The organism is Henriciella aquimarina (assembly GCF_002088975.1).
Classification (GTDB): Bacteria; Pseudomonadota; Alphaproteobacteria; order Caulobacterales; family Hyphomonadaceae; genus Henriciella; species Henriciella aquimarina.
Genome location: NZ_NCST01000062.1, coordinates 35,858 through 62,509 on the forward strand (window position 1 = coordinate 35,858; position 26,652 = coordinate 62,509).

The following is a 26,652-nucleotide window of genomic DNA, read 5'->3' on the forward strand; positions in this document are numbered from 1 at the left end:
CCTCGCATGTACAGTCTGAGGGAACGGAAATTGACGGCTCGTCAGTCAAGCCGGTATTCGAACAGGGAGAAAGAGAAAATACGGGAGGCGCGGGGCCAGGCCATGAAGCTCGACCAGGCGATCAATATCGATGACCTTCGCCGCATGGCGAAGCGCAAGCTGCCGCGCATGATCTTCGACTATATCGATGGCGGGGCCGATGACGAGGTGACGCTGTCGCGCGCCGTCACCCGCTACAATGATTACGAACTCACCTGGCGGGCGCTGCGCGACGTGACCGGGATCGACACCTCGACCACGATCATGGGGCAGGAGACCGGCCGGCCCTTCTTCATCTCCCCGACGGCCTCGACGCGGCTCTTCCATCCGGCCGCCGGCGAACTCGCCATGGCGCGGGCGGCCGAGAAGGCCGGGGTCATCTATGCCTGCTCGACGCTTGCCTCCCAGACGGTCGAGGACATTGCGAAGGCGACGTCCGGGCCGAAGTGGGTGCAGCTCTATGTCTGGACCGACAAGGAGATCGTGAAGGGCTTTCTGGAACGGGCGAAGGAGGCTGGCTTCACCGGCTGCATCCTGACGGTCGACCTGCCCGTGGCCGGCAATCGCGAGCGCGATCCGCGCAACCATTTTGCTGTGCCGCCATCGCCGAACCTGAAGGTGGCCTCGCAGGTGCTCGCTCGTCCGGGCTGGCTGTGGGACCTTATCCGCAGCCCGAAGATTACGCCGGCCAACTTCACCCATATCCAGGAGAAGGGCGATCAGGGCGGAGTGATCGGCTTCGTGAACCGGCAATTCTCGCGCGCGGTGACCTGGTCGGATGTCGAGTGGATGCGCGAGTTCTGGGGGCCGGGCTTTGCGATCAAGGGCATTTCGCGCGCCGAAGATGCGAAGCGCGCCATCGAGATTGGCGCCGATGCGGTCTGGGTCTCCAATCATGGCGGCCGTCAGCTCGACACGTCCGTGCCGACAATCGACTTGCTGCCCGAGATCGTCGAGGCGGTGCGCGGGCGCGCTGACATCATCGCAGACGGGGGCGTGCGCCGGGGCAGCCATATTGCCAAGCTGCTGATGGCCGGCGCGACCGGTGTGGCACTCGGGCGGGCGGCGCTCTACGGCCTGGGCGCCGGCGGGGAGGCGGGCGTCAGCCGGGCGCTGACCATTCTGGAAGAGGAATTCCTGCGCACCATGGCGCTCATGGGGGCGACGAAGATCTCCGAGCTCGACCCGGACCTGATGCGGGCGCCCAAAATCTAGCGGCTGGGCGGGGCCTGCCGGGCACGTTTCAGCCTCTGCAGTTCCACTTCAAGCGCCGACAGGAAGTTCGAGCGGTCGGCGGATTTGAACGCCGCCGGGCCACTCGTCTGTTCGCCCGTGGCGCGCAGGTCTTCCATAATGGCGCGTGTGGCGACCTGCTGGCCGATGGAGTTTTCGGTAAACGCCTTGCCCTTGGGCGAGAGAACGCGCGCCCCGGCCTCCAGGCAGCGCTGGGCGAGCAGGATGTCGGCGGTTATCACGACGGTGTCGGTATCGGCCCGTTCGGCAATCCAGTCATCGGCCACATCCGGGCCTTCGGCAACGGTGATGCGGGTAAACAGACGGTGCTGCGGCACCCGCATGAAGCTGTTGGCGACGATGGTGACCGGCAGGCCGTGGCGCAGGGCCACCTTGTAGACCTCATCCTTCACCGGGCAGGCGTCGGCATCGACATAGATCCGCAGCTCACCCATGACTGTCATTACTCGCCGGCGGGCTGGGCCAGCATGACGACATTGGCCGCACTGGAATTGGCGAAGACGAGATCGGTCAGCCCGTCGCCATTCATGTCGCCGAGCGCGATGCTGTAAGTGTTATCCCGCGTGTCCGGCAGGGTGATGGCGCTGAAGCGGGCACGGCCGTCATTGATGTAGATGCGGTTGCTCTGCTCGTCGGCGCCTTCGACAAGATCGAGGTCGCCGTCGCCATCGAGGTCTGCGGCCGCGAGCGAGAGCACGGTGCGTCCGGCCTCGCCGACGGAGACGCCGGGCATGAAATTCCCGCCGCCATCCCCGAGCAGCAGGGTGGAGACCCCGCTTGTGGAGCCGAGCACGATATCGGCATGGCCATCCCGGTTGAAGTCGCCGGCCACCGCCTGGCGGTGGTCGCCGGCGCTGCCCGAGATGGGGGCGTCCACCCAGTCATCTTCACCCATATTGAACAGGATGACGCTTTGGCCCCCATCACGGCAGGCGATTACAAGGTCCGTGCGCCCGTCGCGGTTGAAGTCGGCGGCCGCCACACCGGTTGAGCCTGTCAGCTCGCCCGGCATGACGAGCGGCGCGGCGAAGCTGCCATCGCCATTGCCCTCGAACAGGCGCACCCCGCCGCGGCGCTGGACGGTGACGAGGTCGGGCGTGCCGTTGCCTGTCAGGTCGCGTAGCAGCGCATTGCGGGCCGGGCCGTCGCTTTCGGGGATATCACCGGCCAGCGTAAAGGTCGCCTCGCCATCGTTCAGGAAGACCTGGGCTGGCACGCTGTCGCGCACGACGACGGCATCCACGTCGCCATCGCCATCCACATCGCCGGCCCGCACGATATAGCTCGGACCATACTCGGTGCCGAGCGGGCGGGCGGTGGCGAGGCGGCCATTGCCGATATTGAAATAGACGAGATCCGGCTGGGCCCAGTGGCGGCCATTGGCGAGAAAGACGTCGAGGTCTCCGTCGCCATCGGCATCCGCGAGATCGACCCCGGCGCTGAGGCGCGCTTCGAGGTCGAACAGGAGGAAGGCGTTGGCCTCATAGACAGGCGGTTCGGCCGAGGCCGCCAGGCCGGAAACCAGGGCGGCCGTGCCGGCAATAAGCGGGCGGGCTGGTCGCATTACTCCTCCGGGGTTTGGATGTCCGGAACGTCCGTGAACGGCTCGATCCCGAAGGCCGGATAGATCTCGCTCGGGAAGTAGGCAACGCCGTCCTTCATGACGAGGCGGATCGTCTTGATGGCCTTCAGGTCTTCGACCGGATTGCCCGGCACGAGGAAGAAGTCCGCCAGCTTGCCTTCATCGATGGAGCCATAGTCGTCGCCATGGCCGAGATAGGTGGCCGATTCCAGCGTGGCGCGCTTCAGGATCTCGCCGGGCGTGAAGCCGATATTCTGGTAGAGTTCCAGTTCGCGGTGGAGGTTGAACGAGCCGCCCATATCGGTGCCGAAGACGATGAAGATGCCGCGATCCTTCATCATCTGCAGCGCCTCGGTGATCTGGTCGAAGGCGCCGGCATAGGCGGCATCGTCTTCCGGCGTCTCGATCTTGGACCAGGCCTGCTTGGCCGAGCGCTGCACGCCGACCGGCATGTGCTCGATATAATCGGCGACGCCGGGCCGGAATTCGCCATTGCGCGACAGTAGCAGCGCTTCGTGGATGGCGTAGGTCGGATCGACGGCGACGTCATTGGCTTCCATCAGGTCGAGCGTTTTCTGGACCGGCTCGGAGGAGAGGTCGAGGTCCGGCAGGCGCTTCAGCGCGGTCAGACGCAGCAGGGTACGCGTGTCCTCCTCGGCATCGAGCACCCAGCCCAGCATGATCTGGTTGATGTGGGTCAGCTCGTCATAGCCCGCCTCGATCATCTTGTCGGCGCGCGAGAAGGCGGGCACGTGACCGGCCACCCGCAGTCCGCACGCATGCGCAAGCTCCACCATTTCCGGCACCCATTCGCCCTTCATCGAATTGTAGATCTTGATCTGGAAGAAATGGCCCGCCTCGCACGAGGTGCGCACGGCCTCATTGGCTTCTTCCTGATTGGTGACGATGATGCCGTTATTGGAATTGTACGGGCTCTTGCCCTCGATGAAGCTCGACCGGATGATCCGCGGCCCGGCCAGCGTCCCCGTCTCGATCTTCGAGATCAGTTCGCTCAGCACTTCATTGTCATTGCCCATGTCGCGCACGAAAGTGATGCCGGCGGCGATGTTGAGCAGGGCATCCTCCTGGCTGATATGGCCGTGCATGTCGGAGAGGCCGGGCACCAGCGTGCCGCCCTTGCCGTCGATGACATATTCGTCGTCGCCCGGCGTGGCGTCGCTCGGCTCCACAGCGATGATGCGGTTGCCTTCGACCAGCACGGAAGACGGCTCGCTCAGGCTCATCGTGTCCGGCTCGAAGATGCGCACATTGGTGATGCGCACCGGCGCATCGAACGTATGCGCGGTGTCGGCCTGCAGCTGCTCGAAGCGCTCGGTGGAATAGCGCACCGCCATGTTCCGCAGGCGCTTGTCCTCGCCTTCATAGCCTTCGCGTGCGACGAGGAATTCCGGCGAAATCATCGCCAGGAAATCATTGTCGGCATCGAGCACGAAATAGGTCGGGTCCAGCTCCGGCCCGATCAGCGCATAGAAGGTCGCGGCCTCGTCCCCATCGGGGCCGGCAATCTGGAAGTCCTCAAGCGCTTCCAGCGTGAGCGAGCCGCCGGGCAGGGCGGGCAGCGTTTGGTCGTCGTCGGCGAGCAGGGCCCTGGCATAGATGACGAGATCATAGGGCGTGCCGGCCTGGGTGATGTACATGGACGGCTCGCTTACCGTGGCGCTGCCGGTGCCGGTCGAATCCGTCCAGCTCGCTTCGCCGTCTTCCATGGCAAAGGTCTCATCGACCGCATTGCCGAACGTGGTGTTGCCGGCCACGCTCCAGGCGAGCGGGAAGCCATCCTCGCCCAGCACGATGGACTCATCCATGGTCGGTCCGCGGCCATTGTTGCGGTATTCATAGTCGACCGAGATGGCCGGGCCGTCCTCGGTGACGACCATGTCGCCGATCTTCGTGCCGCTGACCATGATCGTATAGGTCGTTTCGCTCGCCGCCGTGGCCTCGCCGGTCTCGCTTTGCTGGGCCGTGGCCGCACTGTAGGCCGTCAGGGCCACCAGGCCGATGCCTGCGGTCAGGAACTGTCTCATCGATGAAGCCTCCCGTTTGACGCCTGCGAGCCGCAACCGTCCGATTCGTAATCAATTGACCTGTATCAAAGCACCCGCCCCAGGCAAAAGCGAGGGGCGGGAGCTGCGAAACCCGCAGGGAGAATTCCCTCCCGGGCGGTTTTGCGGCAAGGTGTGGCCGGGACCGCACAGGTGAGGGGAATGAAAGATGGATATCCGGATGGTTCGTGGCCTGATGGCGGGCGCAGCGGCGGCCTCGCTGCTGGCCGGCTGTGTCGTGGAGGGCGAAGATGCCTATGCCGAAGACTGGCCGGGCATTGTTTCGCTGCAGGTGATCCAGGGGCGCAACACGCTGCATACCTGCGGCGGCACGATGATCGCGCCGCAATGGTTGCTGACGGCGGCCCACTGTGTCGACCAGGCGCGCATCGAGGGCACGGGCAAGGCTGCCCAGTTCGAGCGTGGCGAGGATGGCATGGTCTACCGTCTCGGGCCGCTGCGCGTGGCCGCCAACCGGACCAGTCTTTCCGAAGACGAGGATACCAGCACCTACGCCGTCACCGAGGTCCATGTGCACCCGGACTATGTCTCCGGCGCGTATGAACGTGGCAGCGATATCGCGCTGTTGAAGATCGAGCCGGGTTATGACGGCCCGCTGATGCCGGTCGAGGGCCTCGGCCCGGCCCCGGCCGAACTCGTCGACGATACGTATCTGGATGTCGCCGGCTATGGCAACATGGCCGAGACCGATGACATCACCGGCGCGCTCAATGCCGGCGGGCGGGCCATCTATGCGCCGAGCCTGCGACTGCAGCAGGCCAGCGTCCCCGTGGTCGACACCGAAACCTGCCGCGCCATGCTGGACGAGATGATCGCGCTGCACGGCATCGAGGCCGATTATGGCGACTACCAGCTGGGCGAGGGCACGGTCTGCGCCGGCCTCGGCGGGCCGGATGCCTGCTATGGCGACAGTGGCGGGCCGATGGTCACACGCGATACCGCCTACGATCCGGTACAGGTCGGCCTGGTCAGCTGGGGGCTCGGCTGCGGACGGGACGACAGCCCCGGCGTCTATACCCGCGTCAGCGCCTATGCCGGCTGGATCGAGGACACCGTCGGCCCGCTGGGGGCGGAGAGTTAGGGCGGATCCCAAAGACCCGACATTTCAGGAGAAGTCTCCCCACGGCTTGACCGTGGGGGCCAACTCCATCCGCGCGATCTTGGACAACCGGCAGGAGCTGGGTGCCACGGCCAAGCCGTGGCAAGGCGCTCGACTGGGGCTTGGGAGCGGCTTTGTCAAAAATAATTGACAGTCAAAAATTTTTGACTATCTGTCGTGTCAGATATTTTTGACATGACGGGGCCACAAACAATGTCTTTTCACGAAAAGTCCGCCTGGGTGATGGGCGCGGTGCTGCTGATCGCGGCGGCCTGGTATTTCAGGACTGTCGCCGCCGCCTCGGCCGCGCTGGGAGAAGTCGCGCCGCCGCTCCTGCCGCTGGTGGTCGGCTATATCGTCCTCATCATCGTTCTCTCCATCATCGCCCATATCCTTGTGGCGGTGACGAAGCCGTCGGAAGCCGACGACACGCTGGATGAGCGCGACCGCATCATTGCCAGCCGCGCCGGCTCGTTCGGCGGGGTGCTGCTCGGGGTCGGCGTGCTGACGGGGCTTGGCGGCTACCTGTTCGATTATGACGGCAACAAGCTCTTCCACATCGCCTTCGGCGCGATGATGGTCGCCCAGCTCGGGGAGTATGCCGCGAAGATCTGGTATTACCGCCGGGGGGTGGTGTGAGCATGGCCAGGCGCCCGCCCATTACCAATCGCGTGAAGGAGTTGAGGGAGGCGCATGGCAACATGTCCCAGGCTGCCCTCGGCAAGGAAATCGGGGTGACCCGACAGACCGTCATCGCCATCGAGCAGGGGCGCTATTCGCCCTCGCTCGAAAGCGCCTTCCGCATCTCGCGGGTTTTCGGCGTCGGCGTGGAAGACGTCTTCGGCTGGGCAGGCGACTAGGCCCCCAGAAGCGGCGCAATCACCAGCCCGCCGGCGAGCCACAGATAGGCGATGACGGCGAGGCCGAAGAGCACTTTTTCCGTCATGTCACCGCCGACCGGATTGCCGAAGCCGGCCGTCTTGCCCTTCCACCAGAGGAAAACCGCCGAGAGCGCCAGGAAGGCCAGGTTCAGGAAGAGGGTGTAGTCGACCTTGAAGAACTCCCGGTCGGTCACGCTTTGGCCGCCTGTGCTGTCGGGCATCATGCCGAGCCCGGCAAAGGCATAGTGAAGGAGAAGCGCAGTTGCGACGAGCGCGATAAGGAAGACCCCGGCGATATAGAGTGCCATCGGCCAGCCATAATACTTCGCTTGGATGCGCAGGACCGGCAGGACCACAAGGTCTGAGAAGATGAAGGCCATGATGCCGGCAAAGGCGACACCGTTTGAATAGAGCACGGCGGCGAGCGGGATGTTGCCCATCGAGCCGATGAAGGTGAAGAAGGCGGCCACCGGGCCAACGACCGATTGCGCCAGGACCTGCCAGAAGGCCGGGTCTTCCTCGCCAGCGCCGATGAACAGGGTCTCGAAGAATTCGCGCGGCACGAAGGCGGCGATGATGCCGGCGACCGTGAAACCAACCGTCACGTCCTTCCAGACCATACCCCATTCCATGACATAGCGCTGGGCGACCTTGCGCCAGCCTTCGCGGCTCTTGATCAGCTTCTTCCAGTCGGGAACCTCGCTGTCATCATCGGAGCCCTCCATCTCGCGGGCGCGTTCGCGGGCTTTCTTGACCAGGCCGAAGGCGCCCGTCAGACGCACGATCAGCCAGGTGATCAGGATGAGCAGGATGCCACCGACATATTCGCCGACCACAAACTGCCAGCCGAGGAAGACAGCGATGATGATGCCGAGCTCGACGACGAGATTGGTGGACGCCAGCAGGAAGGCGAGCGAGGCGACAAAACCCGCCCCCTTGGCAAAGAGCGAGCGCGTCGTGGCCAGCGCGGCAAAGGAGCAGGAGCTTGAGAGAAAGCCGAAAAAGGTGCCGAGCCCGATGGCCTTGGGCCCTTCCTGTCCCATGGTCTGCTTCATGCGCTCGCGCGTCACGAAGACCTGGATCATGGACGAGATCAGATAGCCGAAGCCGAAGGCCCAGAGGGCCATCCAGAACAGGCCGGCGGTCGTCATGGCGGCTTCGTGCCAGGTGGTCAGAAACTGGTCCAAGATGCAGGCTCCTCTCACTGTCGGCGTGTTAACCCAATGCGGGAGGGGGGTATCTTGTTCCTGACCTGGCTTGCCCCGGTTTTAGTCGCCAGCCCTGTGGAAATCTGCTAAGGGTGGGGCGCCATGCAACAGGATGTCAGAGCGCTCGTGGACCGGGTCTACACTGCGCGCCGGGACGCAAGCCCCGACGAAGCCCACCTCATGGCCACCGATGCCGTGGAGCTTGCCCGCGGCCAGAACGATCCGGAGCTTCTCGTCCGGGCGCTGATGGCCAAGGGCCAGTGCTATCGCGATGAAGGCCAGTACGAAAAAGCCGAGCGACTGTACATCGAAGCGGCCAATCTCTGCCGCCGGGAAGAGGCAGTGCCCTCGCTTGTCACCGCGCATGTCATCCGCCATCTCGGCGATGTCACCGCCGAGCTTGGCCGCGTCGGCCTCGCCAAGACCCATTATGAGGAAGCTCTCGACCTCTATCGCGAGATCGAGGACATTCCGCCCGGCACGCTCGCCAATGGCATCCGCCCGCTCGCCCGCCTGCTGGACGCGCAGGACGAACATGCCGAGGCGGTCGACTACTGGCGTGAAGCCCGCGACCTCTATGAGGTCGCGCACCACATGGCCGGTGTCGAGGAATGCACGCGCCGCCTGAACGGGGCCGGTTAGGCCCCTGCTAGATCAGGGCCCAGATCACGAGATAGAGGATGAAGAGAAGCAGGCCGCTCAACAGGGCGCAGCCGATGATCGGCGCGATCCTGCGGTCTCTGTCGTGGCCGGTGTGAAAGAATTCCGACAGCGACAGCACCGGGCGTCCGCCGCCGATCCAGATATTGAAGGTGGCCAGCGCAAACAGCGTCGTGAAAAGCCAGGCGAGGAACTGGCCGGTCTCCGCCGCGATGATCGTGATCAGCAGCGTCATCAGAAGAAGCGGCAGCGCCCAATGGCGTGCCGACGGGTTCAGCCGTGGCTTATCTTCATGACCTGTCGTCGTCTGGGGCTCGTCCGCCATCATGGCGCAGACGCAGCAATGATCGTGCCATTGCAGGCGGTTAGGCCGTTTCTGCCCCCCTTAGAACCGGAACGTGTTCCCCAGCCGGATGATCGCGCTTGTCTGGATCGAGCGGAAACTGTTGCGGAAATCGTCATCTTCGATGATCGCACCATGACCGAGCGCCAGGAAGAGTTCGGTCTCGGGCCGGGCCTCCCAGTTCAGCCGGGTGAAGAAGGAGAGGCTATGGGAGATGTTGTCATACTGGGTCTGTGACGAGATCGAGAGGTTTGGTGTCAGGTTGAACACCGTATTGATCGAACTGATCTGCACGTCGACCTCGCCAGCCGGAACGGAAATCTCCTCGACCGAATAAGACGCCCTGAGGTCGATCCGGGCGTTTGGCCGGAAGAGGAAGTCGCCTGAAAACAGGGTCGACTCGCCACCATAGAAATCCTGATGGCTGACCTCCAAAGTCGTGCCATAGGGCCGCGTGAAGGACGACTGGAAGCGCAGCGTGATGCCGTCATTCCCATAGCTTCCTTCCGGCACAACCAGCCCGCCCGGCAGGGTGAAGGGCGTGCGGATGACCTGCTCTTCGTCCGACAGGGTGAGGGTGATGTCGTCTGTCCAGCGCGTCTGGATACCGCCCACAAAGTCGTTGCGGCGGGTTTCCATGCGCCCGTCGAGATCGGTGATGTATTCGTGGCGCGTGCCGAACTGCCACCAGCGCATCCAGTCCGGGCCCTGCCTCAGCCGCCGGTTGATGGCCGCTGAGTAGGTGCGTGTACCCGCCCGATTCACGAAGCCGAGGGCCGGGGCGAAATCGTCGCCGATCTGGCGGAACTCGATGCCGCCGCCGAGGGCATCGCCCTGATAGTCTGTCCTGAAACCGAAGGAGTCGTCGTCACCCTGCGTCGAGGAGGATGAACGCAGATAGTAGACATCGGTCTGCATGCGGCTGCCACCGAGAAAGGAGGGCGTCTGGAAGAGGTAGTCGACCCCCACCACGGTGTTGTCGGTGCGCCCCGTCGGGTCGCCATGGGTGGCGATCATGCCGACACGGTGCTGGCGGCCGAGATCCGTCGCGATGCGGGCGACCGAGAGGTTCTGCGAGTCGATGCCGAGCGCCTCGCCCGTCTGGGCGGTCAACGCGCCGATCTCGAAGCCGCCGGCCTCGCCGCTGAGCTTCAGCCCGCCGCGGATCTTCACCGACTGCCCGTTCACGATCCCGATGCGCCGCGAGAAGAAGGGCTGGCCGTTCGGCACATTGGACGTCGCGCGGATCGATTGCGACCCGTTGGTAAAGGTCTGCCCGCCAAACTCGAAGAAGGCCGCATCCTGCAGGAAGAAGTCGCGCGTCTCCGGGAAGAAGAGCGAGAACCGGCCGGTATTGATCTGGCGGGCATCGAGCGGGGTGTCGGAGAAATCGGTGTTGAGTGTCAGCAGGCCGGTCATGCTCGGCGTGATCTTGTAGGCAATGTTGGCGCTTGGCTCGAGGCGGACATCGTCATCGCGGGGGCTGGTCCAGTCGCGATTGGCGTTGAGGCCTGCCTGCACCTGCACGTCGAGCCCGATCCCGCGATTGATATCGGTGATGCCTTCAAGGCGGCCGGCCCGCGAGAAGCCGAACTTGCTGACCGACTGGTCGATGGCCGCCCAGCGGATTTCCTGGCTCTTGTGAGACCGCTCGCGCGTGACCATCAGGCCCCAGCCATCCCCGCCGGGGTCGAAGCTCAGCGACCGGAAGGGGATGACCAGTTCGGCGCTCCAGCCATCCTCGAGGATTTGTCCTGCGGAATCCCAGATCGTGTCCCATTCATCGACGGGGCCGCGATTGGCCTGGACAAGGCGTTCCGCCCGGGCGCCCAGCGCATTCACGTCAAATCCGAAGCCACTGATCCCGGTGTCGAACGGGTCGATATAGAAGCGCAGCATGTCGTCGCGCCAGACTTCGCCATCGCGTTCGAGGATGGTGGCGAAGATGTCGTCGATCTCATCGTCGAAGGCGTAGACGGCGACATAGAGATTGTCCTCGTCATAGGCGAGGTAGACGCGGGTTTTGACGTCGGGCGCGGTGATTTCGGGTTCGACCTGGTAGAATTCGGTCAGGACAGCCGCCTTGTCCCAGGCGGCGTCGTCCAGCTTGCCGTCGATGACGGGCGCTTCCGAGCGCTCGATGCGAACCGGTGAAACACTCGGTGTATAGGTCTGGAAATCCCGCTCCTGCGGCTCATCCTGCGCCGCCACCGGCCAGACGCACATCAGGCTCAATACAATGTATGCCGCAACTCTGAACACGGTCCCCCCCTGCGGGCGCAGGCAGGCCCGTCATCTATCGCTTGTGGAGGGGAACCTACAGAAAGCCGGTCGCCGGGCTACGAAGCCCGCCCATGAGGTCGGACCCCGTTGAAAGAGTGATACCGGTTTGAGCGCTCGTTATTTCAAAATCGATGCAATTGCTCATTTTCTGAGCAATTGGCCGACGCCGAATCAGAACGGCACGTTCGGATCGTCCTCGCCCTCGCCGCCCAGCGCGAGGCCGAGGAAGTCGAAGACGCGGTCGTCATGCAGGTGGCTCGGCCGCACCGTTGTCAGGGCGCGCGCCATGACCTGCCGCACGCCGGGCTTCTTCGTCTCCCACTCGTCCAGCATGGCCTTCATCGCCTGACGCTGCAGCCCGTCCTGAGAGCCGCAGAGATTGCAGGGGATGATCGGGAACGCCATCGCCTCGGCGAACTTGGCGAGATCGTCTTCCGCACACCCGATCAGCGGGCGCAGCACGAACAGGTCGCCGGCATCATTGAGCAGCTTTGGTGGCATCGCGGCCAGCCGCCCGCCATGCACGAGGTTCATCATGAAGGTTTCCAGCGCATCGTCGCGGTGGTGGCCGAGCACGATCGCCTCGCAGCCTTCCTCGCGCGCGACGCGGTAGAGAATGCCGCGGCGCAGGCGAGAGCACATGGAGCAGAAGGTCCGGTTCTCGGGCACCTTCTCGGTGACGATGGAATAGGTGTCCTCGGTCTCGATGCGGTATTTCACGCCTACCTTGTCGAGCCATTCCGGCAGGACATGTTTGGGAAAGCCCGGCTGGCCCTGATCGAGGTTGCAGGCGATGAGGTCGACGGGCAGGGCGCCCTGCCATTTCAGGTCGATCAGCGCGGCGAGCAGGCCATAGCTGTCCTTGCCGCCCGACAGGCAGACCAGCCATTTCGGCGGCGGGCCGGTGCGTGTGCGGTCGACCATGCCATACTGGTCCACCGTCTGCAGTGCACTTCGCACGATGCGCTTGCGCAGCTTCTTGAAGGAGACGCTCTTCGGCACGTCTGCAAAGAGCGGCGGGACCATGCCCGTCATCATGTCGTCAGCCATGAACGCCTTCTGCCATGCCTTGCCCCTTGGACGCCAGAGGGGGCGGCATCAGCCAGGCCGGGTGGAGCGGCCCCGTTGTTCGCCCCCTGAACGGGGCCACTCTTTCCCCGCGGCGTCCCCCGCAGAGCCTTTTGCCCAGCCTGTCGGACCGACTACTCGCCGTGCAGGGGCTCGTCATTGCAGGACGGTTTTCCCCAGAGCAGCATGTGCGATCCGGATTCCTGAAGTTTCCATACGGCGCCGCCCATAGCCGGCGACAGGTCTGTCAGAGGCATGTCGCTCGCGCCTTTGTCGGCGCGGCTGGTCAACAAGCGCTCCCGGCCGTCGCAGGGAACATCCGCCGGCAGCAGCGCCACACCGAACCGGTCGAGCTTGCCGTGCATTTCGAGAATGGCCCGGATGGCGACGAGGCAGTCGGCATCGCTTTCGCCAAGAGGCTCGACGCCGCTGACCGCCTCCAGGGCTGCCAGCCGGACGGGCAAAACACGAACACTAGGCATCGGAACTGAACTCCCCCACGAATTCATTGACAGAGGAGACGATTTTTTTGTGTGTTTAGATTGTGCGCAAGTGAAACTGTTGCAGTGTTCCCGAAGTGTAGGGACGTAGGGCACTGGTATAGAACGGAAATTTTTTGTCTCGATCGCGTGTAAAATCGTTTTACGCGGATCCGCCCGAGGCGGACTCCCTGAGGGATTTGCTGCACTATTATTTTCAGTCCGGCATTGGACGGCCTGTCACGGGGGAAGAGGGCGCCGCCCCGTGGACGGACGACCAGCTTGCGACCGCCCTGGCCGGGATCGACATTGCGGTCGACCGGCGCTCGATCCAGAGCTGGCTCAGTGGCAGCTCGATCCCGAAAGTGCAGAATCTGAAAGGTCTGGCGACGCTCGCCTCATCGAACCGCTTCGAGCGCGAACGCTGGTCTGCGGCCTTCATCCGATTGAGGCGTAAGGCGCTGGATGAGCGGCGAGACCAGCGGGCGCGAAGCCAGGCTGCCGAAACCCCGTCGGCTGCGCCCCGGCCTACCGAGCGCAAGAAGCGTCTGACGCGCCCTGCGGCCACCCTGGCCGCCCTCACGCTCGTTGGCGGAATGGCCTATGCGCTTGTCGAGACGTTTGGGCCTGAGCCGCCTGTCGCGACGAACATCCGTTTCTGCGACGAGGCGAACTTCTCGAAAGAGACCAAGCAGTGCCTGAGGGAGGTGACAGCCTTCCCCGACGGCCTGCACACGCTGATGATCACCTTTGACCTGCCGGGCGTGGAGAGAGGCGAGACCTTCATACGTAAATGGTACAGGAACGGGCGCCTGATCCACGAGAAGAGCAGTTTCAACGACGAGGCCTGGCCGGGCTACACTTTCTGGCACTGGCCCGAAGGCTTCGACACCGGCGAGTATGCCTTGCAGATCGTCTCCGATGGCCGGACCGTGAGCCGGACTTTCCATGTCGGCGAAGGCGACGGCCGGCTGCGATATCGCTGAAGGCCGCAGAGCCGGGCCGGCCTACTGATACTCGACCACGATCTCGATGCGGCGATTGAGCGGTTCGTCGGTCTCGTCCCCGGTGTCGACGGCCAGCTCGCTCTCGCCAAAGGCATTGGTGAAGATCATGTCCGGATCGACGCCCTGGGCCACCAGCCAGTCGCTCAGCTGACGCGCCCAGCGTTCGGTCCGGGTAATGTTGGCCGGTTCGGAGCCGACGGTGTCGGTAAAGGTACGGATCGTGATGGAGGCGACATCGCCAGCCTCGAGCGCGGCCATGAGTTCTCCGGCAAGCGCGTCCGGATCGAAGGCGTCACGGTCTTCGACATAGTAAACAATCTCGGTTGGTGCCGGGCTCATGGGCGGGGCGTCTTCCATGGCTTCCGGGGGCGGCGGAGGCGGTGCCGGGGCATAGCTCGGCTCGAAGCGGCCTTCATCCGGTGCCTGGCTGACATCGGTGAGCGGGAAGGCGTCCCGGAAGAGCGAGCATTCCTCATAGCCCGGCTCGACGGCCGCGCTGACGCGGTAATACTCGTCGCCGTCGGGGGCTCCGCCGTAGCGCATCTGCTCCAGCGCGCGCTGTTCGGGATTGGCTTCGGCCATGGCGCACAGCATGTCACCGAGGATGAAGGGATTGTTCGAATAATAACCATGGCCGAGACCGAACAGCTCTGTCGCCACGCCGGTCGCATCGACGGTCTCGTAGAACTCGTCGCGGCGGATATAGGGCCGGTTCAAGTCGGTATCGCCGAGGCGGAGGCTGTTCTTGTTGACCAGTTCGGAAGCCTGCAGCGCGCGGTCGGCGTCCGAGGTATAGATCGTCACATTGGCCTTCAGATTGTCGAGTACGCCTGTGACGCCGTCGAAGATGTCCCGGTCGACATCGGCGGCAACCAGCACGATGCGGAATTCGATATCGCTCTCGCCATGGCGCTCCAGATAGTCGGCGGCATAGTCTTCCAGTGCCTGTGTCAGGAGGCGGTTGCCCATGGAGTGGGCGACAATGTTGATGCGGTCGATATCGGAATTGTCGATGATCAGGTCGAGGAAGTCCTCCAGATAGGGCGCGGCGGCGAGCGAGCTGTCCTGGTCGCCGCGATAGTCAGCCAGCGAAAGCTTGCCCGCCGACGGCCAGCTGAACAGCACCGGCACGCCAACATCGAAGACCGCACGCCGCGACAGGTCGACCGAGAGCTGGGCCGAGCGGATGAGGGCGTCTTCGAAGCCGGTATTGAAGCCGTGCACGAAGAGCAGGACCGACCAGGAATCCTGGTCGATCAGCGCATCGTCCAGCTCGGTCAGGAAACGTTCGCGGCCCGCCTTCGTGATGCGGGTCAGGAAGACATATTTGACGAGTTCGTCGTCCTCGTCCGGCGCCGGGCCCTTGAGCATCGGGGTTTCGCCGCGCTCGCGCGTGCCGCCTTCCTCGACAAGCTTCGGCAGCCAGACATCGGCGCGTCCGACATGCAGGTGGCCGCCATCGCGCGCGACGACATCTTTTGTGTCGACCTCGCCGTCGGGGGCGGGGGCGTTGCCATCGAGGAGGACGTCGCGATTGGTGCCGTAGAAGACGCGCACGCAGTCGACAGCCTCGGCGGTGGCGTCGTTGAGAAGGACGGTGCAATCCTGGCCGAAATCGGGGTGGTGACGCGTCGTCTCCGGCTGCACCAGGACGACAACCGTGCCGACAATCGCCCCGATCAGGACAACCGTCAGAAACGACACCAGTGCTGTGCGCATGTCCCCATATCCCCCGCAACCGGACCCTTCCGGCTATGGAGCATAGCGCCGTGACGCGCACAAGTCAGCGCTCAGGCGCTGGCGCGAGGGATTACTCGAAAACCTCTTCGGGGCCCGACACGGAGACCGGACGCCAGAACCTGTAGAGCCAGACGCCAAATGTCATCGGGGCGGCGAAAATGGCCGCCATGAGTGCGGCCAGGATCGGTGTGACCACGACCGCGCCGACATAATAACCGGTCATGAAAGCCGCTTCGGATGTGTCTTCATCCAGAACGAGGCTGTCGGTCTCCTGTCCCCCGGCCAGCACATCCACCAGCGTGCTGAACCAGATCACCAGGCTGATCGTGACGGTCAGCCCGATAAAGAACAGCTTGTAGGTGCTGAACAGGCTGAGCTGTCCGTTTGTGGTTCTGAGATGCATCTTGTCCCCCATGAGTGGCTCTCACAGGGACAAGCGCAAGGATGGCCGGTTTCGGGTCAGGCGCTGACGCCGGCTTGCTCCATCGCATAGGTCTTGATCGCCTTGTAATCGGCCTTGCCGTTCGGGGCGCGGCCCAGCGAAGGCTTGAAGAAGATGCGCTTCGGCGCCTTGTAGCGGGCAAGCTGGGTCTGGACGAAAGCCTTCAGCGTGTCTTCGTCCACATTGGCGCCGTCATTCAGCTCGACCACAGCCGTGACCGCCTGGCCCCATTTCTCGTCCGGCAGGCCGACGACGAGGGCGTCGCGCACCGCCTCATGGTTCTTCAGCGCTTCCTCGACCTCTTCGGGATAGATCTTCTCGCCGGCGGAATTGATGCAGTTCGAGCCGCGGCCCAGCAGCGTGATCGTGCCGTCTTCCTCCACCGTGCACCAGTCACCCGGCACGGCAAAGCGTTCGCCATTGACCTCCCAGAAGGTCTTCTTCGTCTTCTCAGGGTCCTTGTAATAGCCAAGCGGCACGCCCGGGCCGCCGCGCGCAATGAAGCCGGGTTCGCCGGAGCCGGGCTTCACTTCGCGCCGGTCCTCGGTGAAGACCTTGCAGTTCTGCCCGATCTGGAACTTCGCGGTCTGCTGGACGCCCTCTGCCGTCGTCACCGACATGCCGAAGCCAACCGCCTCCGACGCGCCGAAACTATCCATCAGGGCGACCTGCGGCATGTGTTCGATCAGGCCGCGTTTTACGTCCATCGACCACATCACGCCGGAACTGGTGATCGTCTGCACCGAGGAGAGATCATACTTGCCGGGGTTTTCCTCGAGCACGCGCAGCATCGGCTTGGCGAAGGCGTCGCCGACAATGGCCATCGCCGTGACACCGCGCCGGTCGACCGTGTCCCACAGCTCGACCGGATCGAAGTGTTTCGTGTTCTCGAGCGTGACGATGGCGCCGCCGCCGAACATCGCGCCCATAGCGGTGAACAGCCCCGTGCCGTGCATCAGCGGGCAGGCCGGCAGCTGGCGCGAGAGCTTGCCCATCTCGTCGACCAGGGCGAGGTGTTCATTCATGTTTGTCGGGGCGAAGCCGTAAATCGTCTTCATCGATTCCAGCGAGGATTCCCGCCAGATCCGGTGGCTCCACATCACGCCCTTGGGCATGCCGGTGGTCCCACCGGTATAGAGGAAGAGGAGATCGTCGTCGGAGCGCTCGATATCGAGCGGCTTGCCGTCGCCTTCCTGCGTGAGGTCTTCATAGGCGACTGCATAGTCCGGCGTATCGGAGCCGTCGCCGCCGATCTCGACCCAGACCTTCACCTCGGGCAGCCGGTCCTTCACGCGCTCGACATGCTCGCGGAATTCCCGGTCGAAGAAGACCACGGCCGCGTCTGAGTTGTCGAAAATGTAGGTCAGCTCGTCATCGAGATAGCGGTAATTGACGTTCACATGGGTGAGCCGGCCTTTGAAGCAGGCCGCCAGGGCTTCGATGTATTCCGGCTGGTTGCGCAGATAGAAGCCGGCCTTGTCGCCGGGCTCGGCGCCGCGTGCATGCAGCGCTCTTGCGACATTGTTGGAACGGGCCGTCATGTCCGGCCAGGAAATGACCCGGTCGCCATGGATCAGCGCTGGATCGTCCGGGCCCATCTTCGCGCCGACAGCGTCCAGAATGTCTCCGAAATTGAAGATGCTATCGCCCATGATGAGGCTTCCTCCCGATTGTTTCTGATTATCGGCAATCTAATCAGAAAACAGGAGGACCGGGGAGGGGTTCCGTTGCGTCGGGCGCCTTCACGGCTAGTTGATATGGGGCTTGCCCCACCAGAACCTGTTCCAGAACCGCTTGCGCCGCCAGGCCTTGGCGAGGTGCTTGTTGTTCGGCGCATCATGGACCCCGCGCGGGATCAGGATATCGTTCATGACCGGCTGGTAGTGACGGATAAGGTCTTCCTCGATGCGGGCGCGCTGGCGGGCATTCGGCTCTTTGAGAATGTGGCGCTCGGTGGCGCCCCGGATCCACCAGGCCTCTGCCCAGCGTTCATGGCCCAGCACACGGCCGCGGAAATTGGTCGCCTTGCCGATATAGAGCGGCTTCAGGAAGAAGACGAAACGCCGGCGCACGAAGACATAGATGCCGCCGCCCTCCGGAATCCCGTGATCGGTCAGGGTGACGTTGAATTTGTACTTCTGGCCGGTCTCGCCGTACCAGGGATGCGCGCCGAACACGATCATACAGGGGCACCTCCGCCTCACAATCGGCGGAGAGTCCGGCTGATATGGTTAATGAAGGGTTAACGCACGCGGCTGGATTTACGGTCTTTTCAAGGCATTGGTATGGCTGCTCAGGCCGCCTTGAGCGCCTTTCGCACCGGCGAGAAGCTCATCCTGTGGCAGCCACAGGGCCCCAGCATTTCCAGCGCTTCGGCGTGCTCGGCCGTGCCATAGCCCTTGTGGCGGCGCAGCCCATAGCCCGGGAACCGGTTGGCGAGGTCCACCATGGCGCGGTCGCGGGCGACCTTGGCCAGGATGGAGGCTGCCGAGATGGCCGGTTCGGTCAGGTCGCCCTTCACAATGGCGCTTGCCGGGCAGGGCAGGGCCTTGGGCAGGCAGTTTCCATCCACAAGAATCTGGTCGGGCACAAGGCCCATAATGGCGATGGCGCGGGTCATGGCGAGGAAGGTCGCCTCGCGGATGTTCAGCCGGTCGATCTCTTCGGGGCTGGCCCAGCCAATGCCGTATGTGACCGCCTTGGCCTTGATCTCGGTGTACAGGGTTTCGCGCCGAGCATGGGTCAGTTTCTTGGAATCTGTAAGGCCGTCAACGGGCTGGCGGGCATCGAGAATGACGGCGGCCGCTGTGACCGGTCCGGCCCAGGGGCCTCGTCCAGCCTCGTCTATTCCGCATATCATTCCTATGTTCCCCATAGTAGCGACTCAATCATGATTCCCGGAGCCATTAACTATGAGCGACGCATATTGCATTCAGATTAACAAGACAGGCGGACCCGAAGTCCTGGAGACTGTGGCCATGGAGCCACGCCGGCCCGGCCCCGGCGAGGTGCTGGTCCGGCAAAGCGCGGTGGGGCTCAACTTTGCCGACACCTATCAGCGCTCCGGCCTCTATCCGGTGAAGACGCCCGCCGTGCTCGGATCTGAAGGCGCCGGTACAGTCGAGGCGGTCGGCGACGGGGTCGAGAATCTGAAGCCGGGCGACCGGGTCGCCTATCTTGGCTCGGGCACCTATGCGACGCATTTCACCGGTCCGGCCTCGCGCATGATGCGCCTTCCAGATGCGATCAGCGAAGACGACGCTGCCGCCGTCCTGCTCAAGGGGCTGACCGCCTGGATGCTGCTTTTCGAGGTCTATCGCGCCTCTCCGGGCGAATCAGCGCTGATCTGGGCGCCGTCGGGTGGCGTCGGCTCGCTGCTCGTGCCGTGGGCCACATCACTCGGCCTGCGTGTGATCGCTGTCACCTCGACTGAAGAGAAGGCCGAGATGGCCCGCAAGGCCGGCGCGGCTGAGGTGATCTTCAGCCATGAGGACGTTGCCGGGCGCGCCCGCGCGCTGACCGGCGGGAAAGGCGTCGATGTCTCCTATGACAGTGTCGGCAAGGTCTCGGCCAAGGCGTCCCTGGACAGCCTGAAGCCGCGGGGGTGGTTCGTCACCTATGGCAACGCCTCGGGCGCGGTCGAGCCGATTGCCCCCGTCGAGCTGTCGCAACGCGGGTCCTTGGTCATGGTCCGGCCGAGCCTGTTCCACTTCATCGACACCGAGGAGGGGCTGCGCAAGGGCGCGGCGGCGGTCTTCGGCGCGCTCAGGGCCGGGACGCTGAAGCCGAAGATCGGCCAGACCTTCCCGCTCAAACAAGCGGCTGACGCGCACCGCGCCATCGAAAGCGGCAAGACGAAAGCCTCAACCCTGCTCAAGCCGTGAGGTTTCGGCTTCTGACGGTTTGGTACCCTGAGCCTTCTTCTTTTTCTTGTCGAAGAATTTTCGCTCCATGATCTTGAGCGGCACGAGGACAAGCAGGGCGAAGACCGTGCCGAGAATGGCAATCGTGATGAAGCCGGCGCCACTCGCCAGCCCCACAGCGCCGGCAAGCCACATGGCCGCGCCGGTCGTGAGCCCCTTCACCGAGCCGCGCGCCTGAATGATGGTCCCGGCGGCGAGGAAAGCCACGCCGCTGGTGACCGCCTCGACCACGCGGATCGGGTCGAGGCGCGTATTCTCGTCCTCGGTGGAAAAGCCGAACTGGTGGATCATCTCAATGGCGATGATCACGAACAGGGCGGCGGCGAGTGCCGTCAGCATATGGGTGCGCAGGCCGGCCGGGCGGTCATGGGCTTCGCGTTCGAAGCCGATCAGGAAACCGCACAAGGCCGCCAGTCCCAGCCGGATCGCCAGGACGTTGAGCGGTGTCGATGTCGCGAAAGTCAGTCCGTCCATGATGCACCTTTGCCCATGAAACTTTCATGACATGAACGGCACAGCCCGTACATGGTTTCCCAAAAGCTGATCACGGCCCGCTGGCGGTCTCAGGGCTCCAGCGCGCGCAGGATGGCCGGGTCGATATAGAAGTCTTCGCCGCGGTCTTCGTTTGCCGGATTGCGCCATTTGACCGCCCAGTGCAGGTGCGGGCCCGTCGTGCGCCCGGTATTGCCCGACGCGCCGAGCCGCTCGCCTTGGTCGACCGTATCGCCGGCTTCGACCGAAACGTCCGAGAGATGCAGGAAGACCGAGACCAGCCCGCCGCCATGGTCGAGGAAGACGGTGCCGCCTTCATAATAGAGGTCACTGTCGGCCAGCACGACCGTGCCGCCAGCCGGCGCGATCACCGGCGTTCCTGTCGCCACGGCATAGTCGAAGCCTTCGTGCACGGAGACTTTTTCGCACGGCTTGCCGTCGCCGCCGGTGCCGACATATTTCCGCGTCGGCCCGAAGGGCGAGGAGGCCGGTCCGGTCACCGGGCGGACAAAGCCTTCGCTCGTCGCCGGGCCGTCATTGAAGGTTTTGAACGCCGCCTGCTTCTTCACCCAGCTGTCGGCGGCATGCTGCTTCTGGGCCTCGGTGCGCGCATCGACCTTGTCGCAATTGAAGCCCTTGATCAGGCGGAAATCATCCTTGCGTGGAGCAATCTCGACGTGAAGCGGCGTGGCGTCCGGCGCCTGCGGGGTCAGGATCAGCTGCGAGGTCTCTTTCTGATGCAGGCCGATCAGGACATGACCGTCCGCATCGGTGTGCACCATGCGGGCGTTCTCGCCGTCCGGGCCGGCGACACCGATATCCGTATCGGCCGGACCTTCGCAGATGAGCAGGCCGCTCTGCTTGGCCGCACCCGTGCAGTTGAGCTCAGGCGCTGGCGATGGGTCGCCCATCGCCGACAGGGCCAGACAGGCGAGCGCCGTCAGTGGGGCGAGGGCACGCATCGGCCTCATGCCTTCGCGTCGGGCACCATGCGGCTCGCCGCGGCGGCGGCGTCGATATAGGGCTCCTGCCGGTCGACACTCCAGTAGCGTAGGGCCTGGAGCGGGATCTTGCGGCCTGTTACCGCGCAGACGACATAATCGCCGGGCTCGATCACATCGAGATCGGCGTCGAGATAGCGAAGCTTGGCTTCGCCGGCGGGTTTTCCAGTGCGTGTCAGCATGGCCCTATAATGGGCCTTTTCGCGCGCCAGCGGAAGAGGGCGATCGCGGTGGCTGTTCAGTTTCCGCCGCTGGCGGCGTCTGTCTCCGGTTCCGGCGGTTCGGGGCGGTCCGGATTTGGCGTGCGGAAGATCAGCGACAGGGTGCGCAGATGGTCCTGCGGCCATTGCCCGGTCTTGCTGTGATGCGCGGCGCGCACGAGCATTTCGACCCCGACATCGGGATGGGTGAAGCGATAGTCCTCGATCACGTCGCCCTGCTCGAGCGAGACGGCGTCCGGCGGTGCGGCCGTCCATTCCGAGACGGCGGGGCATTTGCCGATCCGTTTGCCCAGCCTGTCGCGGGTTTCGCGCATATCGTCGAGATAGGCCGCATCGCCCTGTTCGCTCTCCAGCCGGCATGTCACCTGGTTATACGGGCTGTCTGCGGTTTCAGGCGCAGCGGCCGGGATCACCACGATGCAGGTGTCGGCGCCCAGCGACTTCAGCGCTTCGCCCGCCTCGAAACGGCCGATCGCGGCGCCCTCGGCGGTTGAGGGCGAGAGCGTGGCAAAGCGGCTGGCGACGACGCCGGCGCGGATGATCGGGCCGATCTCGTTGCAGAACGGGTCGCCTGGCGGCGGGGTTTCGGCCTGCGGCCGGCGGTCGGGATAGGTGGAGCGTTCCGGCGGGGCCGATGGCACGGTCGGCTCGAAGGGCAGGGTGGTCGGTGGATCTTCCTGGGCCTGCACGGGCAAGGCCGTCGCCAGCCCGGCCAGCAGCCCGAGCGCCAGTACGGATCCTGAAACTGCCGCCGCTTTCATCGGGTCCGTCCTCTGCCGCTCTCGGTCGCGCAATCCTAGGAGGGTTTTCCGCGTGCGCGCAAGCCACCAGGTGAGAACAAAAGTTTTTGTTTTGTTCCACGGAACATTTGTGGTACAGGATGCCCTTCGGATGAAACGGCGGCCTTGCATTACAGGGCTAGATATGGACCAAAGGAGACGACTCATGGCCAAACCTGCATTGCAACTCGTGGACAAGGAATCCGGCGTGGATAAGCAGAAAGCACTCGAAACAGCGCTCTCCAACATCGAACGCTCCTTCGGCAAGGGCTCGGTCATGCGGCTGGGCGACAAGAAGGTCGCCGATATAGAAGCCGTCTCGACCGGTTCGCTCGGGCTCGACATCGCGCTCGGCATTGGCGGCCTGCCCAAGGGCCGCGTGATCGAGATTTTCGGTCCGGAAAGCTCCGGCAAGACGACACTGTCGCTGCATGCCGTCGCAGAAGCCCAGAAGAATGGCGGGGTCTGCGCCTTCGTCGACGCCGAACATGCGCTCGACCCCTCCTATGCCGCCAAGCTCGGTGTGGACCTGGACGACCTCCTGGTCTCCCAGCCCGATACCGGCGAGCAGGCCCTGGAAATCGCCGATACGCTGGTACGCTCCGGCGCGGTCGATCTCCTGGTGGTCGACTCCGTGGCCGCCCTGACGCCTCGGGCCGAAATCGAGGGCGAGATGGGCGACAGCCTGCCCGGCCTCCAGGCTCGCCTGATGAGCCAGGCGCTGCGCAAGCTGACCGGCTCGATCTCCAAGTCGAAATGCATGGTGATCTTCATCAACCAGATTCGCATGAAGATCGGCGTCATGTTCGGCAGCCCCGAGACCACGACCGGCGGCAACGCCCTGAAATTCTATTCCTCGGTGCGTCTCGACATCCGCCGGATCGGCGCCATCAAGGACCGTGACGAGGTGATCGGCAACCAGACACGGGTAAAAGTGGTCAAGAACAAGGTCGCGCCGCCCTTCCGGCAGGTCGAATTCGACATCATCTATGGCGAGGGCATCTCCAAGACCGGCGAACTGATCGATCTCGGCGTCAAATGCGAAGTGATCGACAAGTCGGGCTCCTGGTATTCCTACAAGGATGACCGAATCGGGCAGGGCCGGGAGAAGACCCGCCAGTTCCTGAAAGATAATCCCGACATTGCCGACGAGATCGAGACCGCGATTCGCACGCAGTCGGGCCTGCTCTCCAACGTCATGCTGGGAGAGGAAAACCAGGACGACGAGGCCGATGACGGCCCCGGCGAAGCCGAGACCGGCTGACCCGGCCAGACGCTTCTACTGCAAATGATCGGGGCCTGCGGCGTGCCCGACGCTTGGCGCGCCGCAGGTGACACTTTATATCGCCTGTAAGGAATGACAGGCGCTCTGTGTCTGTCGGCCAATGACGAAGCAGACCTGAACGGACCCGATATGACAAGCGTCAATGACCTCCGCGAGACCTTCCTGTCCTTTTTCGAGGACAAGGGCCATACGCGCCGTGCCTCCGCGCCGCTTGTGCCGGACAATGATCCGAGCCTGCTTTTCGTCAATGCCGGCATGGTGCCGTTCAAGAACATCTTCACCGGCGCCGAGACCCCCTTTGCCCCGCGCGCGGTCTCCTCGCAGAAATGCGTGCGCGCCGGCGGCAAGCACAACGATCTCGACAATGTCGGCTACACTGCCCGCCACCACACCTTCTTCGAGATGCTCGGCAATTTCTCCTTTGGCGATTATTTCAAGGATGACGCCATCGATTTTGCCTGGAAGCTGGTGACGAAGGATTTCGGCCTGGCCAGGGACCGGCTCCTGGTCACGGTCTATTCCGAGGATGAAGAGGCCGCCGCCCTCTGGAAGAAAGTGGCCGGCCTGCCGGAAGACCGCATCATCCGCATCCCGACCTCTGACAATTTCTGGTCGATGGGCGATACCGGCCCGTGTGGGCCGTGCTCGGAAATCTTCTTCGACCATGGCCCCGGCGTCGCCGGTGGCCCGCCCGGATCGCCGGACGAGGACGGCGACCGGTTCATCGAGATCTGGAACCTCGTCTTCATGCAGTATGAGCAGCATGCCGACGGCACGCGCACCGATCTTCCCAAGCCCTCCATCGATACCGGCATGGGGCTGGAGCGCATCGCCGCCGTGCTGCAAGGGGTCCACAACAATTACGAGACCGACCTTTTCCTGAAGCTGATCGCGGCCGAAGAAGAGGTCTACAAGGCGAAGGCCGAGGGCGAGCATCTGGCGTCCTTCCGCGTCATTGCCGACCATTTGCGCACCTCCGCCTTCCTGATCGCCGATGGCGTGACGCCGTCGAATGAAGGCCGCGGCTATGTGCTGCGCCGGATCATGCGCCGCGCCATGCGCCACGGCCATCTCCTCGGCGCGCGCGAGCCGGCCATGTACAAGCTGGTCGGCGAGCTCGCCAGGGAGATGGGCGAGGCCTATCCCGAGCTTTACCGCGCCCAGCCGGCCATCGAGGCCGCGCTCGAGCAGGAAGAAGCCCGCTTCCAGCGCACGCTGGGCCGCGGCCTCGCCCTGCTGGACGAGGCGACCGAAGGCATGGGCGCCGGCGGCGAATTACCCGGCGAAACGGCCTTCAAGCTTTATGACACGTTCGGTTTCCCGCTCGATCTGACGCAGGACATCCTGCGCGGGCGCGGCATGAGCGTCGATCAGACCGGGTTCGACGACGCCATGGCCCAGCAGAAGGAAACCGCGCGAAGCGCCTGGTCCGGCTCCGGCGACAAGGCCTCCGAGGCGGTCTGGTTCCGCGTCCGCGACAAGGTCGGCGCGACCGACTTCCTTGGCTATGCCGGGACCGAAGGCAAGGGCATGCTGAAGGCGATCGTTGCCGATGGTGCGATGGCCGAGAGCTGCGAGGGTGGCGAATGCGAACTCGTCTTCGACCGCACGCCCTTCTATGCCGAAAGCGGCGGCCAGGCCGGCGATCACGGCGAAATCCACTTCGCCAATGGCGCGCGCTTCATCGTCCGCGACGTGCAGAAGCGCGCCGGCGACCTGCATGTCCATGTTGGCGAACTGACCGATGGCCCGATTGCGCTCGGCGACAGCGCGGATCTTTCGGCAAGCTATGCCCGGCGCCAGCGCATCCGCGCGAACCATTCCGCGACCCACCTGCTGCATGCCGCGCTGCGCAGCGTGCTTGGGCCGCATGTCACCCAGAAGGGCTCGCTGGTGGAGGAAGATCGGCTGCGCTTCGACTTCTCGCATAGCGGCCCGGTGACGGCGGCTGAACTCGAAGCCATCGAGGACCAGGTCAATGAAGTGATCCGCCAGAATGACGAGGCGCGCATCGAGGTGATGGCGCCCGACAAGGCGATTGAGGCCGGCGCGCTGGCCCTCTTTGGCGAAAAGTATGGCGACGAGGTGCGCGTGCTCTCGATGGGGCAGCCGCTGGAAGACGGCCCGCGGCCCTATTCGGTCGAGCTTTGCGGCGGCACGCACGTCGCCCGTACCGGCGATATCGCCGCCTTTGTCATCACGTCCGAGAGCGGCGTATCGGCCGGGGTCCGCCGGATCGAGGCGGCGACCGGCGCCGAGGCGCTCGACTTCCTGAAGGCGCGCGCCCAGGTGGCTGTCGATCTCGCCGACCAGCTCAAGGTCCCCCTCAAGGATGTCGGCCGCAAGGTCGCCCAGCTCAATGAAGAGCGCCGCACGCTGGAGCGCGATCTTGCCGACGCCAAGCGCAAGCTCGCCATGGGCGGCGGTGGTTCATCCGCGCCGTCGGGCCCGGAAGAGATTGGCGGTTACAAGCTGATCGCGCGCGTCGCCGAAGGCGTTGGCGGCAAGGATCTGCGCGGCCTGGTCGACGAGGCCAAGGCGAAACTCGGCTCCGGCATTGCCGTCTTCATCGGTGTGAATGAGGGCAAGGCCGCTGTGGCGGTCGGCGTGACCGACGACCTGACGGACAAGGTGTCCGCGGTCGATCTCGTGCGCGTGGCGGCCGCCGAAGTCGGCGGCAAGGGCGGCGGCGGACGTGCCGACATGGCCCAGGCCGGCGGCCCGGATGGCTCAAAGGCTGAAGCCGCGCTGGAGGCTGTCCGCAAGACGCTGGCCGGCTAGG

At 64.3% G+C, this 26,652-nt stretch carries 26 protein-coding genes; 9 read left to right on the plus strand and 17 right to left on the minus strand.

The features are described 5' to 3' along the window. The first annotated feature begins 102 nt into the window (after positions 1-102). Complete coding sequence (locus B8784_RS09850; RefSeq protein WP_084397797.1) at positions 103-1,254, plus strand: alpha-hydroxy acid oxidase; 1,152 nt, start codon at positions 103-105, stop codon at positions 1,252-1,254. Here B8784_RS09850 and B8784_RS09855 read toward each other — a convergent pair. From B8784_RS09855 to B8784_RS09865, 3 genes are read right to left on the minus strand one after another with little or no spacing between them, the layout of a single operon-like run. Then, positions 1,251-1,736 (minus strand): YaiI/YqxD family protein, encoded by a 486-nt coding sequence (locus B8784_RS09855; RefSeq protein WP_084397798.1) that lies wholly within the window; start codon positions 1,734-1,736, stop codon positions 1,251-1,253. The genes B8784_RS09850 and B8784_RS09855 overlap by 4 nt on opposite strands. Then, positions 1,736-2,857, minus strand: coding sequence for an FG-GAP repeat domain-containing protein (locus tag B8784_RS09860; RefSeq protein ID WP_084397799.1), 1,122 nt, complete (start codon positions 2,855-2,857; stop codon positions 1,736-1,738). The genes B8784_RS09855 and B8784_RS09860 overlap by 1 nt, the downstream gene beginning before the upstream one ends. Then, entirely contained in the window at positions 2,857-4,920 is a 2,064-nt protein-coding gene (locus tag B8784_RS09865) for an amidohydrolase family protein (RefSeq protein WP_084397800.1), read from the minus strand. The genes B8784_RS09860 and B8784_RS09865 overlap by 1 nt, the downstream gene beginning before the upstream one ends. 187 nt (positions 4,921-5,107) lie before the next feature. Between B8784_RS09865 and B8784_RS09870 the strand changes: the two genes are divergently transcribed. The 3 genes from B8784_RS09870 (at position 5,108) to B8784_RS09880 (ending at position 6,918) form a co-directional block, all read left to right on the plus strand. After that, positions 5,108-6,040, plus strand: coding sequence for a S1 family serine peptidase (locus tag B8784_RS09870; protein WP_084397801.1), 933 nt, complete (start codon positions 5,108-5,110; stop codon positions 6,038-6,040). A 231-nt stretch (positions 6,041-6,271) separates the two neighbouring features. After that, positions 6,272-6,697: a hypothetical protein gene (locus B8784_RS09875; RefSeq protein ID WP_084397802.1), complete on the plus strand. Its 426-nt coding sequence runs from the start codon at positions 6,272-6,274 to the stop codon at positions 6,695-6,697. A 2-nt stretch (positions 6,698-6,699) separates the two neighbouring features. Further along, positions 6,700-6,918, plus strand: a complete 219-nt coding sequence (locus B8784_RS09880) for a helix-turn-helix transcriptional regulator (RefSeq protein WP_084397803.1) — start codon at positions 6,700-6,702, stop codon at positions 6,916-6,918. Here B8784_RS09880 and B8784_RS09885 read toward each other — a convergent pair. Further along, the gene (locus B8784_RS09885) at positions 6,915-8,126 is read right to left on the minus strand and encodes a permease (protein WP_233356057.1); all 1,212 of its coding nucleotides are present in this window, start codon (positions 8,124-8,126) and stop codon (positions 6,915-6,917) included. The genes B8784_RS09880 and B8784_RS09885 overlap by 4 nt on opposite strands. A 123-nt stretch (positions 8,127-8,249) precedes the next feature. On the opposite strand from B8784_RS09885, the gene B8784_RS09890 reads away from it, so the two are divergent. Beyond that, a complete protein-coding gene (locus B8784_RS09890) occupies positions 8,250-8,789 on the plus strand; it encodes a tetratricopeptide repeat protein (protein WP_084397804.1) in 540 nt (179 codons plus the stop codon). 7 nt (positions 8,790-8,796) lie between these two features. Here the strand turns inward: B8784_RS09890 and B8784_RS09895 are convergent, their stop codons facing one another. The 4 genes from B8784_RS09895 to B8784_RS09910 all read right to left on the minus strand — a co-directional run bounded on the left by B8784_RS09895 (position 8,797) and on the right by B8784_RS09910 (position 12,983). Beyond that, on the minus strand, positions 8,797-9,135 hold the full coding sequence (locus B8784_RS09895; protein ID WP_084397805.1) for a hypothetical protein: 339 nt from the start codon (positions 9,133-9,135) through the stop codon (positions 8,797-8,799). Positions 9,136-9,192: 57 nt separating this feature from the next. Next, complete coding sequence (locus tag B8784_RS09900) at positions 9,193-11,376, minus strand: carbohydrate binding family 9 domain-containing protein (RefSeq protein WP_084397806.1); 2,184 nt, start codon at positions 11,374-11,376, stop codon at positions 9,193-9,195. A gap of 228 nt (positions 11,377-11,604) precedes the next feature. Further along, complete coding sequence (ttcA, locus tag B8784_RS09905) at positions 11,605-12,483, minus strand: tRNA 2-thiocytidine(32) synthetase TtcA (protein WP_084397807.1); 879 nt, start codon at positions 12,481-12,483, stop codon at positions 11,605-11,607. A gap of 152 nt (positions 12,484-12,635) precedes the next feature. Further along, positions 12,636-12,983, minus strand: a complete 348-nt coding sequence (locus B8784_RS09910) for a hypothetical protein (protein ID WP_143435408.1) — start codon at positions 12,981-12,983, stop codon at positions 12,636-12,638. Positions 12,984-13,180: 197 nt separating this feature from the next. Between B8784_RS09910 and B8784_RS09915 the strand changes: the two genes are divergently transcribed. After that, the gene (locus tag B8784_RS09915) at positions 13,181-13,966 is read left to right on the plus strand and encodes a hypothetical protein (RefSeq protein WP_084397809.1); all 786 of its coding nucleotides are present in this window, start codon (positions 13,181-13,183) and stop codon (positions 13,964-13,966) included. A gap of 21 nt (positions 13,967-13,987) precedes the next feature. Here B8784_RS09915 and B8784_RS09920 read toward each other — a convergent pair whose 3' ends face one another. From B8784_RS09920 to rnhB, 5 genes are all read right to left on the minus strand, one after another. Further along, positions 13,988-15,706 (minus strand): alpha/beta hydrolase, encoded by a 1,719-nt coding sequence (locus B8784_RS09920; protein ID WP_084397810.1) that lies wholly within the window; start codon positions 15,704-15,706, stop codon positions 13,988-13,990. Between the two features lie 91 nt (positions 15,707-15,797). Next, the gene (locus tag B8784_RS09925) at positions 15,798-16,142 is read right to left on the minus strand and encodes a hypothetical protein (RefSeq protein ID WP_084397811.1); all 345 of its coding nucleotides are present in this window, start codon (positions 16,140-16,142) and stop codon (positions 15,798-15,800) included. A gap of 44 nt (positions 16,143-16,186) precedes the next feature. Then, complete coding sequence (locus B8784_RS09930) at positions 16,187-17,821, minus strand: acyl-CoA synthetase (protein ID WP_084397812.1); 1,635 nt, start codon at positions 17,819-17,821, stop codon at positions 16,187-16,189. A 96-nt stretch (positions 17,822-17,917) separates the two neighbouring features. Next, complete coding sequence (locus B8784_RS09935) at positions 17,918-18,352, minus strand: GIY-YIG nuclease family protein (RefSeq protein ID WP_084397813.1); 435 nt, start codon at positions 18,350-18,352, stop codon at positions 17,918-17,920. A 110-nt stretch (positions 18,353-18,462) separates the two neighbouring features. Further along, positions 18,463-19,029, minus strand: a complete 567-nt coding sequence (rnhB, locus tag B8784_RS09940) for a ribonuclease HII (protein WP_084397814.1) — start codon at positions 19,027-19,029, stop codon at positions 18,463-18,465. 52 nt (positions 19,030-19,081) lie between these two features. On the opposite strand from rnhB, the gene B8784_RS09945 reads away from it, so the two are divergent. After that, on the plus strand, positions 19,082-20,053 hold the full coding sequence (locus B8784_RS09945; protein WP_084397815.1) for a quinone oxidoreductase family protein: 972 nt from the start codon (positions 19,082-19,084) through the stop codon (positions 20,051-20,053). Here B8784_RS09945 and B8784_RS09950 read toward each other — a convergent pair. From B8784_RS09950 to B8784_RS09965, 4 genes are all read right to left on the minus strand, one after another. Beyond that, positions 20,033-20,566: an MgtC/SapB family protein gene (locus B8784_RS09950; protein WP_084397816.1), complete on the minus strand. Its 534-nt coding sequence runs from the start codon at positions 20,564-20,566 to the stop codon at positions 20,033-20,035. The genes B8784_RS09945 and B8784_RS09950 overlap by 21 nt on opposite strands. Before the next feature lie 89 nt (positions 20,567-20,655). Beyond that, positions 20,656-21,546 carry a M23 family metallopeptidase gene (locus tag B8784_RS09955; protein WP_233356058.1) on the minus strand — a complete coding sequence of 297 codons (891 nt, stop codon included), beginning with the start codon at positions 21,544-21,546 and terminating at the stop codon, positions 20,656-20,658. A 5-nt stretch (positions 21,547-21,551) separates the two neighbouring features. Continuing rightward, positions 21,552-21,767, minus strand: a complete 216-nt coding sequence (locus tag B8784_RS09960) for a DUF2093 domain-containing protein (RefSeq protein ID WP_084397818.1) — start codon at positions 21,765-21,767, stop codon at positions 21,552-21,554. 56 nt (positions 21,768-21,823) lie between these two features. After that, on the minus strand, positions 21,824-22,567 hold the full coding sequence (locus B8784_RS09965) for a hypothetical protein (protein WP_084397819.1): 744 nt from the start codon (positions 22,565-22,567) through the stop codon (positions 21,824-21,826). A gap of 184 nt (positions 22,568-22,751) precedes the next feature. Between B8784_RS09965 and recA the strand changes: the two genes are divergently transcribed. Both recA and alaS read left to right on the plus strand, forming a co-directional pair. Then, a complete protein-coding gene (gene recA, locus B8784_RS09970; protein ID WP_084397820.1) occupies positions 22,752-23,849 on the plus strand; it encodes a recombinase RecA in 1,098 nt (365 codons plus the stop codon). A 150-nt stretch (positions 23,850-23,999) separates the two neighbouring features. Further along, on the plus strand, positions 24,000-26,651 hold the full coding sequence (gene alaS / locus B8784_RS09975; protein ID WP_084397885.1) for an alanine--tRNA ligase: 2,652 nt from the start codon (positions 24,000-24,002) through the stop codon (positions 26,649-26,651). Position 26,652 lies beyond the last annotated feature (1 nt).